9 protein-coding genes are annotated in these 12632 nt (G+C 50.6%); 4 read left to right on the forward strand and 5 right to left on the reverse strand.

What is annotated here, in order from left to right; genetic code table 11:
- Positions 1 to 8: 8 nt before the first annotated feature.
- Positions 9 to 914: a BadF/BadG/BcrA/BcrD ATPase family protein gene (locus LPB67_RS17495; RefSeq protein ID WP_262838587.1), complete on the reverse strand. Its 906-nt coding sequence runs from the start codon at positions 912 to 914 to the stop codon at positions 9 to 11.
- A 1359-nt stretch (positions 915 to 2273) separates the two neighbouring features.
- Between LPB67_RS17495 and LPB67_RS17500 the strand changes: the two genes are divergently transcribed.
- Positions 2274 to 4943 carry a TonB-dependent receptor gene (locus LPB67_RS17500; protein ID WP_262838588.1) on the forward strand — a complete coding sequence of 890 codons (2670 nt, stop codon included), beginning with the start codon at positions 2274 to 2276 and terminating at the stop codon, positions 4941 to 4943.
- A 239-nt stretch (positions 4944 to 5182) separates the two neighbouring features.
- On the opposite strand, the gene LPB67_RS17505 is transcribed toward LPB67_RS17500, so the two are convergent.
- Together LPB67_RS17505 and LPB67_RS17510 are read right to left on the reverse strand one after the other, a co-directional pair.
- The gene (locus tag LPB67_RS17505; protein ID WP_262838589.1) at positions 5183 to 5869 is read right to left on the reverse strand and encodes a glutathione S-transferase family protein; all 687 of its coding nucleotides are present in this window, start codon (positions 5867 to 5869) and stop codon (positions 5183 to 5185) included.
- Between the two features lie 171 nt (positions 5870 to 6040).
- Positions 6041 to 6931: a pirin family protein gene (locus tag LPB67_RS17510; RefSeq protein WP_262838590.1), complete on the reverse strand. Its 891-nt coding sequence runs from the start codon at positions 6929 to 6931 to the stop codon at positions 6041 to 6043.
- Between the two features lie 122 nt (positions 6932 to 7053).
- Here LPB67_RS17510 and LPB67_RS17515 point away from each other — a divergent pair, with 122 nt between their 5' ends.
- The gene (locus LPB67_RS17515; RefSeq protein WP_262838591.1) at positions 7054 to 7782 is read left to right on the forward strand and encodes a YoaK family protein; all 729 of its coding nucleotides are present in this window, start codon (positions 7054 to 7056) and stop codon (positions 7780 to 7782) included.
- A gap of 77 nt (positions 7783 to 7859) precedes the next feature.
- Here the strand turns inward: LPB67_RS17515 and LPB67_RS17520 are convergent, their stop codons facing one another.
- Together LPB67_RS17520 and LPB67_RS17525 are read right to left on the reverse strand one after the other, a co-directional pair.
- On the reverse strand, positions 7860 to 9491 hold the full coding sequence (locus LPB67_RS17520) for a peptide chain release factor 3 (protein ID WP_262838685.1): 1632 nt from the start codon (positions 9489 to 9491) through the stop codon (positions 7860 to 7862).
- A gap of 216 nt (positions 9492 to 9707) precedes the next feature.
- Positions 9708 to 10124: a hypothetical protein gene (locus LPB67_RS17525; protein ID WP_262838592.1), complete on the reverse strand. Its 417-nt coding sequence runs from the start codon at positions 10122 to 10124 to the stop codon at positions 9708 to 9710.
- A gap of 433 nt (positions 10125 to 10557) precedes the next feature.
- Here LPB67_RS17525 and LPB67_RS17530 point away from each other — a divergent pair, with 433 nt between their 5' ends.
- Positions 10558 to 11271 (forward strand): PEP-CTERM/exosortase system-associated acyltransferase, encoded by a 714-nt coding sequence (locus LPB67_RS17530; RefSeq protein WP_262838593.1) that lies wholly within the window; start codon positions 10558 to 10560, stop codon positions 11269 to 11271.
- Positions 11272 to 11503: 232 nt separating this feature from the next.
- The gene (locus LPB67_RS17535) at positions 11504 to 12517 is read left to right on the forward strand and encodes a S1/P1 nuclease (RefSeq protein ID WP_262838594.1); all 1014 of its coding nucleotides are present in this window, start codon (positions 11504 to 11506) and stop codon (positions 12515 to 12517) included.
- Positions 12518 to 12632: the final 115 nt, after the last annotated feature.

The raw sequence follows: 12632 nt of genomic DNA on the forward strand, positions 1-12632 counted from the left end.
TGTTCTTTCTATGAAATGCTCAACAATCGGTGCTGTATCAGTATCAAAGCGCCGGCAGCAGAATCTGCATGCGGCTTGACGATACGGGAATTTAATTCGGGCGGCAAAAATTCGGCCATCGGTTCTGCCAAACCGCCGCACAAAGCAATCGGCAAAGTACCGGAGGGATCGAGTGCCAGCGCCATCTTGGCGACCTCGCGCCCCGCCGCCAGCATGATCGTGCTGGCACTGGCAACCGTACCAGCTTGGGCGACTACCATCGGCGCGAGTTGGGCGTAACGCGTTTGATTCGCTTGTGCCAGCCAGCCGAATACGGCATCTTTATCGCCGCCACAATGCGCAATCAGCGCCGCCGACAAAGCGTCAGCAGGACTGCGCCCATCCAGCACATGCTGTGCATGATTGATCGCGCGCAAACCCAACCAGGCACCGCTGGCCTCATCGCTGGACGGGAAGCCCCAGCCGCCGACTTCGCGCCGTGTGCCATCGGCCAGCATCACCTCGCCCACGCTGCCGGTACCAAGCGCGATAATTACACCAGCTTTACCCTGATGCGCACCCAATAAAGTCGTACCGGCATCGGTCTCTATCGCCAGCACCCCAAAGCCAGGATTGGCGGCGACAAACTCAGCTGCCCATGCGCGATTATTGACGCCTGCCAGACCGCAACCCGCCGCGATCTCATTCAGGGCTGGCATACTCAGACCTGCTTCTGCGAACGCTTGCGCGGTCGCTGTGAGTATCGAATCCCATGCCGCTGCGGCCCCATGCATCAGGCCGGAAGGGCCGGCGGCGCCTACTGCGGACACGCCCCCAGCGCGATGAGCCTGATTTAACCCCTGACACACCAGACGCACGCGCGTCCCAGTTCCACCGCCATCGACGCCGATCAGGTATTGGTATTGTTTACTCACGTTCGTTTCCGTAATCTGTCATGCTATTCAATTTTGACTATCTTCCCTCTGAAAAATCTAACTCCGAGTGTCATTTTCAGAAGAAAATCAAGCACAAGCATCATCGTAGGTCCATCCATAGTGGATGTCAATAGGTATTTAAGTGGTATTTAAAAATCTTTTGTCCTGGCTAATCACTATTTCTCTTGCAAAGCGCTTTACCCCCCCCAACAAACTACCTGCAAGCCACCGCTCCACTCATCTAAAAGTCAGCTATCACCAACATCGCTACAGAAGCAGCTCATTGCCGACCATAGGCACTTGATTATTAGCAATTCAGGCAATTCAGTTTTTGAAATTTAGACCATCTCGTCCGACACACAACCAGATCAAACGCCACGCCAACGGCCGATTGACGATGAAAAGAAGCGCGAATTTCCCCAAAGGGTCCGAGGTGCAGGTAGCCAGACATGTCCAGGTCAGAAAACGAAATCACTTTAGAGTTCCTGAAAGTGGCTGTCAAGCGGTATCTATGTGGTATTTACACATATTTAAATGGCATTAAACAATTACAACAGAAAAAACTCACAAGTGATTGATTTTAAAAAAAATTATTGATGCCCATTTAAAAAAATTATACGACTGGTCTCCCTCTCCACTCACAAAAATCGACCACAGCATGATGAACGGAAATGAAACCAAGCGGCAAATGCTCTGGATAAAGATCTGGAAATAGGGGCATAGACAGCAAAAATCCAAATAACAGCAATACAAGAAAAATCACCGAGATCCGCACCAGATATAGCTATCAAGGAATTCAACAGATCAATTAAGCCAAATAAAATCACCAAAATGAATTGCTCCTATTTTTAAAAATGCTCATTTCTTTGCACAAAATAGAGCCTAAGAAAAAACGAAAAAATGACTGTGGAGACCTTAAATCAAGTTACATTAATTCATCCTATTAATACCAGCTTGTGGAAGAAATGCATCAGTCCAGTTGCTAATCAGAAAGCGAAAAATAATTATATAAATCAATTAATACAAAGACTTAGATTAAATTTTCAATTCTTCCACTTGATTAAAAAATTAATTCAATAATACCACTTAGATACCGATTGACAGCCGCTTTTGGTACCACTAAAGTTCATTCATCCGATATGGCTGCAACGAGCACTACCAGGCTTGGAGCAAAAATGTTCTGTAGAGGGTTGTATTGGAGAGAACCACTGCATGCTGCACTCAAGCGAGAAAGTGGAAAAAATGCGTTTTTATCACGGCCTGATGCCTATCTAAATGGTGTAAATCTAAGGGGGAGTTATGAAAAGTAGTTTGAATCCAATAAAGAGCAATTTGACGCCCATCGCCTCAGCAGTGACGATGTTAGTCATGAGCGTTGCTATGCAAGCACAGGCACAAGAGGCGACAAAGACAGAAGCCGGTACGCAAGAAATTGTGGTGACCGGTATTCGCGCTTCATTGCAGCAATCATTAAACCAAAAGCGTAATGCGGATACCTATGTAGAAGTCATTACGGCAGAAGATATCGGTAAGATGCCGGACAAAAACGTCGCGGATTCATTACAGCGCATCCCGGGCGTGAGCGTCGCAGCTGCCGGTGGCGGCGAAGGCAGTTTCGGCGAAAACGATCGCGTTGCTTTACGCGGCACACCGTTTGGTTTGACGCTCACGACATTGAACGGGCACTCGGTATCAAGCGGCGACTGGTTTGCCGACAATATCGTCGGCGGCGGACGCAGCGTCAGCTTCTCGCTCTTCCCCTCCGAATTAATCGGTCGCGTCACCGTACACAAAGGTTCGCAAGCGAGTCTGCTCGAAGGCGGCGCTGAAGGTGTGGTCGATATCGAAACGCGCAAGCCGCTCGATTTCAAAAAATCGTTCAATGCACAAGCCAGCATTGGTCTGGTCAATTCCTCCAACTCCGGCAAGTCCGATCCGCAAATCAATGGTCTGGTCGCCTGGAAAAACGATACCTCGACCATGGGCGTACTGGTTCAGGCATTCCATGAAAAACGCACCTTGAGCCGTGCCGGTCAAGAGAATCAAATCTGGTGGGACAAAGTCGATGCCGGCACACCGATTGCGAATGCGGTACCTGGTGCGGCCGGTGCTGTGACCAGCTACCTCGGCGGCACTGCCTGGTTTGAACAAGTGCGTACCCGTGAAGGCGGTTTGATTGATTTGCAATTCAAGCCATCCAAAGATTTTTCATTGGACCTGACGGCGTTCCACTCCCATCTGGATGCGCCGAACGTGAATCACAATTTCATGCAATCGCTTGGCCGCTTCCTGGCACCGTCCTGGGGCACGAACGGTTATCCGGCAGGTGCAATTAGCGGCTCTGTCAATCAAGGCGTCGTGAGCAACCTGACCGTTGCCAATCCGGCCGGCTGTGTGCCTTGCGCCGGCTATTCCAGCGCGGTACAAGAGATTTTTTCCCGTCCTGTTGCCGAGAGCCAATCGGATTTCCTGAACCTGGATGGATCATTCCGTGTGAATGACAACCTGACCCTAAACGGCAAAATCGGTAGCACCAAAGGGCTGGGCAATACCGTCAGTGGCGCCATGGGCATCTGGATGCCATGGACAGGCGGCAGCTATACTGTGAACGGTTCGGATAAGGCTGTGACTTATGTCACTCCGGGCGCGGATAAATTCTCTATCGGCGGCTTCAATAACGGCGCACCAGGCACACCAGGCGCACCGTACACTTACGGTTCTCACGTTACCGCCAACGATAAAGAAGATTACGCACAACTGGACGGTATATATAAAACCAATCTGGCCAGCATCCCTACTGTTAAATTTGGTCTGCGCGCTGCGAATCACAAACGTGATCTGAGCTCCATCGGCAATAATGCATTACCTGGACTGAGCGATGCGGCGAATCTGCCGATGTCCGGCCTGACGGCATTCCCGAGTATTTTCTCCGACCTGGGTGCGAATGGCGCTGGCTACTGGACTTTCTCCCAAGGGGCAGTTAATGCCTGGCTGGCGAAATACACCAGCTATACCGGCCATCTGCTACAAAATGAATTCAGCATCAAAGAGCCGACACAATCGGCTTATGCGATGGCTGATTTCGGCAGCGAAGGCTTCTCAGGCAATTTCGGTGTGCGCGTAGTTCGCACTTCGGAAGAAGTGACGCGTAATGAGATCGGTGCTTCCGGTAGTTTTGAACCAAGAACCTACAAGAACAGCTACACCGACTTTTTGCCAAGTGCCAACTTCCGTCTCGATGTGACGAAGGATCTAGTTGCCCGTTTTGGCGTCAGCCGCACCATGGCTCGTCCAGAACTCGGGCAAATGGCTGGTCTCGACTTGCGTGACGTGCAAGGTACTGGTAACGGCGGCAACCCGAATCTGAAACCGATCCGTGCCAACACGGTGGATCTGGGCGTTGAATGGTACTTCGCACCGAAATCCATGCTGTCTGCCGATGCCTTCTTCTCCGCACTGGATGGCTATGTTACCTACGGCGCCAGCTCCGGTACGTTCTACAATCAGATCCAAAAGAAAAATACTGTGTATGCGATGAGCACGCCAATCAATACTCAGGCGGAAGTCAAAGGCCTGGAGCTGGCCTATGTGCAATCTCTGGCAGGTGGATTTGGCGTCAACGCCAACTACACTTACACCTTGGGGAAAGAAACAGGTCAGGCACCTGGCTCTAAATGCGGCGCTCTGGTCGCACCTGATTGCACCCTGATCGGCACATCGAAAAACGCTTACAACCTAGGCGCTTTCTATGAAAACGACAAGTTCAGCGCACGTATTACGTATAGCTACCGCTCTGGATTCTTGAATGGCACTAGCCGCAACAGTGCCGCATTCCAGAATGAAATCGGTACTTTGTCGGCATCGTTGGCATATCAGATCAATGACACATTCAGCATCACACTGGATGGCAAGGATTTGAACAATCCTCTGGTCAGCTCCGTCTGGAAAACACCAGGTGCAGCCGATTTGCCAGCATCGCTGTACAAAAATGGCCGCCAGATTTATCTGTCGCTGCACGCCAAGATGTAATTGCTCATAAGCGCGGGCAGATATTTAATCTGGAGTCCGATACCGCCGGTTCGGATGAAGATAAGCCCTGGTCTTGAGCATCAATTGCAACACAACAAAAAAGACGATCTTACTGAGTAAGATCGTCTTTTTTCTTTATGCCCTGGAACAGTAGAGCTAAAGCCGTAATCCTGCTTACCCGGTATCGCTAACTTATTCGGCGAACCGGACAGGTTACGATATGCCAAATGAGGAGGCGCTTAACCGCCTAATCGCGCATTTTGTGGAAACATGGCTTTACGTGCCTCATCATCCATCTCCGCCTTGAACGCATGACGCGTCTTCAGCGCTTCTGCTCGCTGCGCCGCCGGTCTGGCATTAATTTCATCTAGCAGGCGTTTAACATTGGGCAATTTGTCCCAAGCGTCGGCTCCCAAAATAAACGGTACCGCACGCGCCCATCCCCAAACTGCCATATCGACGATGCTGTATTGATCGCCTACCACGTAAGCACGATTTGCCAGATGGGCATCCATGATGCTCCAGTGACGCCATGCTTCAAAGTCATAGCGATTGACGGCATACTCTTTAGGCTCCGGGGCAAAATGCTTGAAGTGCACTGCCTGTCCCGAGTAAGGGCCGATGCCGGTGGCTACGAACATCAGCCACGAATACATCTGTGCGCGTAGCTCGGGGGTATTGGCTGGCAGGAATTTTCCGGTCTTTTCGGCGAGATAAAGCAAGATCGCATTACTGTCAAAAACAGTTGCATCGCCGTCGGTTAAGGCGGGTGTTTTACCATTTGGGTTGATAGCCAGAAAAGCCGGTAAGTGCTGCTCGCCCTTGCGGGTATCAACCGGTACAAGTTCATACGGTAAACCGCTTTCTTCTAAAAACAAGGCGACTTTGGCAGGATTAGGAGATGGGTGATAAAAAAATTTGATCATCGGTCTTCTTTCATAGGTAGGTGTTAACTTCATACGCTAAGACTAAATTTTGATACAAAATCTGCTTTGCCTGAGTAAAGCAGATCGCTGTATTTTCTTCAGGAATGCATTACAGCGCCCGCCACTCCTGCAGTAGGATACGCTGAAACCTGTTTGCGCGTTCTTGCTCACTCACTGACGATCAGGTAAGGGTATCCGCTCAGACTCTCCTGGGACTGGCGGGAAAACATTTTTATCCTGACTGGCCCAGGCGAGTTTGGCAGCTTCGATCCGTTCTTTAGAACTGGACACAAAATTCCACCAGAGTCTGGGAGAGGACTCCAGAGCGGCGCCACCTAACAGCATCAAGACGGCACTCACATTGGCAGTGACAGAGACGCTGTTTCGCTCCTCAAGGACAATCAGCGTGCCCGCGTCAACCACTTGCTCATTCACCGTAACGCTGCCGCTAACAACGTATAGACCGCGTTCTGGATAGTTGGCCGTTTCACTCGAGATTTCCAGCGATGCACCCGCCTCAAGCCAGGCGGCGACATACAGGGTCGGACTGTGGCAAACAACCGGCGAATTTTGTCCAAAAGCCTGTCCTGCCAGCACATGCAATTGCACACCCGGAAACATCGCTCTCGGCAGTTGCTCGGCAGCATAATGCTGGAAATTGGGGGCGATCTCTTCATCACGCTCAGGTAAAGCCACCCACATCTGCAAACCTTGTACCGCGATTTGCTGCTCCCGGATATCCTCTGGCATGCGCTCGGAATGCACAATCCCGCGCCCTGCCGTCATCCAGTTAATATCCCCGGGAACGATGCGCTGCACATTGCCTAAACTGTCTCTGTGCATCATCGCACCGGAGAATAAATAGGTGACTGTCGCCAGACCGATGTGCGGATGCGGCCGCACATCGCCGGCCTGGGTTCCTGCTTCAAACACAGCCGGTCCCATGTGATCGAAAAAGACGAAGGGACCGATCCGGCGGACTTCCGCATCCGGCAACAGGCGTCTGATGGGAAAGCCGATATCGCGAGCCTGACCCCGGATCAATTTACGTATGCTAGTCATTGCACTTCCTTTGTCTCTGAATGATCGTTTTTGATAATTAATCCAAGGTAGTAGCTTGCAAGAGTTTCTGTCAGCGCGCTACACTAAGTCGTTACGTAACGTTGCGTTGCATAAAGCCTGTCATGCCAATTCACTACCTTGCTCAACTTACCTCACCCAAACGCACAGCTCAAGCAAATTTGCACTTGGGTATGGCCTTAGCCTGTATCGCAGGTGCGCTGAATGCGGGCGGCTTTCTGGCGGTAGGGCAATACACCTCGCATATGACAGGTATCGTGTCATCGGCAGCCGACGACTTGATCTTAGGACGACTGATCCCGGCTTTTGCGGCAGTCCTGATGCTGGGCGCATTTGTTCTCGGCGCTGCCAGTACCGCACTCATGGTGAACTATGCCAAGCGCAATACACCGCATTATATTTACACTCCCGTATTACTGCTGGAAGCGAGTTTGCTGATCGTGTTCGGCCTGGTCGGCACCAGTCTGCGCCAGCATGAAGTGATCACGGTCTCAGTCACCGCCGTCTTGCTTTGCTATGTGATGGGCTTGCAAAATGCGCTGATTACTAAAATTTCGAATGCCGAAATCAGAACCACGCATGTGACCGGCCTGGTGACCGATGTCGGTATAGAGCTCGGAAAAATGATGTATTGGAACCGCGATAACGCCCATCCGCATCATGGAGAAGTCGCCGCCAATCGCTACAAGCTCCGGTTGCATTCGATGCTGGTAGGCGCATTTTTCTGCGGCGGCTTATTGGGAGCGGCGGGCTTTAAGTACCTGGGGTTTATTTCTACTCTGCCTTTGGCCCTTGCTCTGGTCGCGCTGTCGGTTGCACCACGCTTCAAATAGATACAGATTCGAACAGGCATAAAAAATGCGCCTCATCAGGTCAATGATGAGACGCATTTTTTAACACCGGAAGCTGATCAATCTAATTTGGCGGCATGTTCGCGGGTCGCATGGAACACGACGCCAGGCCAGCGCTCCTGCGTCAGCTTCAAATTCACACCGGAAGTCGCCAGGTAAGCCATATTGCCGGCGGCATCAAAAGCGATATTGCCGCCCGCGCTGGATCGTTCAAAATCTGCCAGCATTTTTTTATCGTCGCAGGTAATCCAGCGTGCACTGCTGATGCTGGTGCCTTCGAATACTGCATCGACACCGTATTCATTTTTCAAGCGGCTTGCGACGACTTCAAACTGCAACACGCCGACCGCCCCCAACACCAGGTCACTGCTGACCACCGGCTTGAACACCTGTACCGCACCCTCTTCACCCAACTGCTGCAGGCCTTTTTGCAATTGCTTGATCTTCAGCGGATTCAAAATACGCGCGGTGCGGAAGAAGTCCGGAGCAAAGTAAGGAATACCGGTAAATTGCAGCAATTCACCTTCCGAAAAACTGTCGCCGATTTGCATATTGCCGTGGTTCGGCAAACCGATAATATCGCCGGCATACGCTTCTTCGACTTGCTCGCGCGAGGATGCCATGAAGGTCACCACCGACGATACCTTGATGTCGCGACTCAGGCGTAAATGCTTAAGCTTCATGCCGCGCTCAAAGCGGCCTGAGCAGACGCGCAGGAAGGCAATGCGGTCGCGATGTGCCGGATCCATGTTCGCCTGGATTTTAAAAATAAAACCGGAGAACGGCACTTCGGTCGGGGCAACTGAACGCACGCTGGCATCACGTTCACGCGGCGCTGGCGCCCAATCGAGCAAGGCGTTCAAAATCTCGCGCACACCGAAGTTATTGATGGCGGAACCGAAGAACACCGGCGTCTGCACACCAGCCAAAAAGTCTTCCAGACTGAATGGATGGGATGCCCCATGCACCAGTTCCACTTCCATTTTCAATTGCTCGATTTCCAGCGGGAACATCTGCGCCAAACGCGGATTGTCGATGCCTTTGATGACTTCGAATTCCTGGTCGGCGCGTTCGCTGCCGGGAGTAAACAACAGGATTTCGTCGCGCAGGATGTGATACACGCCGCGGAAAGTCTTGCCCATGCCGATAGGCCAGGTGACCGGCGCACATTGGATCTTCAGCACCGATTCCAGCTCATCGAGCAACTCGAGCGGATCGCGGGTTTCGCGGTCCATCTTGTTGACGAAGGTGATGATAGGCGTATTGCGCATGCGGCAGACATTCAGCAGCTTGAGCGTCTGCTCTTCCACGCCCTTGGCGGCGTCGATCACCATCAGGGCCGAGTCGACCGCCGTCAAGACGCGATAAGTATCTTCTGAAAAATCCTGGTGACCCGGCGTGTCAAGCAAATTCACCACGTGATCGCGGTATTCAAACTGCATGACGGAGGATGCAACCGAAATACCGCGCTGCTTTTCAATTTCCATCCAGTCCGAGGTTGCATGACGGCCGCTCTTGCGCGCTTTGACTGTACCCGCCAACTGGATCGCACCGGAGAACATCAGCAATTTTTCAGTCAGCGTGGTCTTACCCGCATCCGGATGGGAAATGATGCCGAAAGTGCGGCGGCGCGCGACTTCGCGCTTGATCAAATCGCTGGAGACGGCACTAACAGGAGCGTCGGATTGAATTGCTTCAGATTCGGTAGAAGGAGTGAGGTCAGACACGGTAATGGCCAAATTAAGCAAAGCTGGCTAGTTTAACGGGGTTTGGGGTTTGTGTCGAATAGACTGATGCTATGACAATAGTGTGATCGGGTTTGAAAATTGCGTGGCTTTTATCACAAGGGATTCAGTCAACGCTGTTAGCAGCAATATCGATGCCGATGCACACCGCTGACATCGGCATCAGGCATGTGATTTTGCATAATCCCTACATTCCTGCCTGACCCAGGCGAGCGCATCAGGATAACGGTCAAAAAATTGTATAGGACAGATGCCTTGATAAAACTTGGCATAAACAGGTTCAATAAAATGGCGCCCATCGACGTCCGGCGCAGCAACATACACGCTACCCACCATGCGGTATTGATCAACCGCAATGCGTGCCCTGTCAGTAAGCAGTTGCAAGGCTTCTTTAGGACACAGTAACGAATTTTTTATAATTGCCACGGTCCCCCAAGGTCCCTGGAACGCCAACTCCTGGATCATTGGCAACACCGCACCTAGCCAGTCAACAACTAGTTCCGTATTCCACGGACCAGTCACTTCCGAGACCAAAACCTGGCCGTCCGTATAAATTTCGAAACTTCCGTGGGATCGCATATCTCAACCTTGTAAAGCTAATAACATATTTTTAGAAATGCGTACTACTATTGACGTATTCACGATTACAAAACAATTCAACCTGCAAGTTCATGCGATTCGGAGACTTATTCCGTAAGAGAAAAAGCATTTCAACGAGCAAACTGCCGGATAAAAACGACCGGCATAGTTCTATAAAAAACTGGATAAACGCCTCTGCCTTGTAAGAATACTAGTATCTTTTTTCCTTCAACAATGTCAATCAAGGTCACATATTTGTTAAACAATCTTAAGTTTCTGATGGAAGCAGAAGAGCAGATCTTTTTGCTTCAACGCTTAAGGAAATAATCGAAACAATCTTACCGACGAGACCGTAAATACTTCGTCTTTGGTCGATCAATTGAATCAACTTAAAGTGATTCTGATCGTCGGCTAAGTCTAAACAGGGCTGCTGATGTTCTATGTAAAAAGAGTCAAAAACCAGGATGAATTGCACAAGATATTTTCTCTGCGCTACCAGGTTTACTGTCTTGAAAAAATGTTCCTGGACGCCAAGGATTATCCGGAAGGTTTAGAGCAGGATCAGTATGACGAATCCGCTATCCATCTGGGCGCATTCGCCAATGGTGAGAATATCGTCGGCTCCTTGCGTCTGGTGCGTTCAACGACGATGCATTTTCCTATGTTTGATCATTGCACAGTCGCGCAATTGCCGAAAGATGCAAGCTCGCTCGAATACGCCGAAATCTCGCGGCTGTTAATCAGCAAAAAGAAAAGGACAATGATACGCCCGCTCAAACAAGCGACCTCGCCAAATATCGGGGCGGCGCGTAGTGACTTTACGGATTTTGGCATTTCCGATTTATTGATGGAATTGTTTAAAGTAATGTTTTCGCATTCAAAACAGCGCGGCATCAAATACTGGCTGGCGGCGATGGAGCCAAGCCTGATGCGCCTGCTCCAATATCATCACTTTAATTTCAGGCAGGTCGGACCGGCGACGGATTATTACGGCCAGGTGATTCCGTGCATCGCCTCATTAGCCGAAATTGAAAAACAGTTATCGGAAAAAAATTACGACTTCTTCTTGCAGTTTGCCAAATATATGACCGACCCGCAGATTGGATTTCATGAAGAAACGATGTGGCCGCCAAAAGACTACGCCTGAGAATGCGGCCATGTATACATAACGGATCTATCGCAAAACCCGCCATCACCCGATATAGCAGGTGGAACAATCGGAGTGTATTAAGGGTCGAATCAATCTGGCCGGACTACAATCTGTCAAGCGGGAGAGACGTTCATTCTAAAACAAGCATGGCAGTCTGCCCCAAAAGATGGTTTAATCTTTCCATTGGTAAAGAGATATCAAAATTCCGTTCCATTTCACTGGATTTCGCATGACAAAAAAAATTCTTGCTGGCGTTTTAGTCAGTATCGCCCTGCTCCCTCAATTCGCGTTTGCCTGGGGTGCCGATGGCCACCAGACCGTCGGCGCCATCGCCGATAACATGCTGGCCGGCAGCAAAGCCGGCAGCAAAGTCAAAAGCTTGTTAGGTAGCCGCACGCTGGAGCAAATCTCGGTCTGGGCCGACTGCGCCAAAGGCATCAGTCCGGAAAAAGAATTTGCCTATACCGTGACGGGGCGCTTTGCAGAGTGTCAGCCGTTTGAAAACCCTGAGGATATTCAAGCCTTAGCCGATTTCGTGCGCCGGAATAATACGGCCTGCAATCCCGCTGCCGATGAAGAGACCTGCCATAAGCAATATCACTACACCGATATCAGCCTGCAGCACGATCATTACAAAACCGGTTACGCGGGCACCAGTGATCACGACATCGTGAATGCAATACAAGCCAGCATTGCCGTACTGCGCGGCAAAACAGCGCCGGCGCCATTTAATATCAAGGACCAGCGCGAAGCCTTGATGCTGCTGACCCACTATGTCGGTGACCTCCACCAGCCGCTGCACGTCGGATCGATTTTTCTTGACGCGAACGGCAAAATCATCAATCCCGATGAGCAGGGCCTGGATAAAACGACGACGACAATAGGCGGCAATGCCTTGCAATGTCCATGCGGTAATCTGCATTCTTTGTGGGATGACCTGCCGCAAAACTTCAAGCGCGGCAAGATGAATGAATTTTTGACGAAAAAAGCCAGGGCGATCGTCAAAGATACGCTGCCGCCAGAACAGTGGGTTACGCTGTGGGCAGATGAGTCGATACGTAATGCACGTATCGTTTTTGCAGGCGCGCAATTCAGTGAGCGCACCCCTAACGTCAAAGGGAATAACTGGTCGATCGCCTTGCCCTTAGCGTATGAAAGAACCATGGCGCAAGTCAAAGAAGATTCTCTGACCAAGGCCGGTGCCCATCTGGCACAATTGCTGCAAACGATCTGGCCAGACTAATCACTGCAATCAATGTCCAGCGAGCCCTTAGGCTGCCGGACAGGTTTTTTTTCTTCACTTTATTTATCAATACCGTTTGTAATTATTTATAACTATTTACAACTATTATTTATCA

Source organism: Undibacterium sp. Jales W-56 (assembly GCF_025548535.1).
GTDB lineage: Bacteria > Pseudomonadota > Gammaproteobacteria > Burkholderiales > Burkholderiaceae_D > Undibacterium.

Coding starts and splice junctions, on each gene's coding strand:
- LPB67_RS17510 (WP_262838590.1), bottom strand. CDS start 6,931: ATGACTAGCATACGTAAATTGATCCGGGGTCAGGCTCGCGATATCGGC.
- LPB67_RS17505 (WP_262838589.1), bottom strand. CDS start 5,869: ATGATCAAATTTTTTTATCACCCATCTCCTAATCCTGCCAAAGTCGCC.
- LPB67_RS17535 (WP_262838594.1), top strand. CDS start 11,504: ATGACAAAAAAAATTCTTGCTGGCGTTTTAGTCAGTATCGCCCTGCTC.
- LPB67_RS17515 (WP_262838591.1), top strand. CDS start 7,054: ATGCCAATTCACTACCTTGCTCAACTTACCTCACCCAAACGCACAGCT.
- LPB67_RS17500 (WP_262838588.1), top strand. CDS start 2,274: ATGTTAGTCATGAGCGTTGCTATGCAAGCACAGGCACAAGAGGCGACA.
- LPB67_RS17525 (WP_262838592.1), bottom strand. CDS start 10,124: ATGCGATCCCACGGAAGTTTCGAAATTTATACGGACGGCCAGGTTTTG.
- LPB67_RS17530 (WP_262838593.1), top strand. CDS start 10,558: ATGTTCTATGTAAAAAGAGTCAAAAACCAGGATGAATTGCACAAGATA.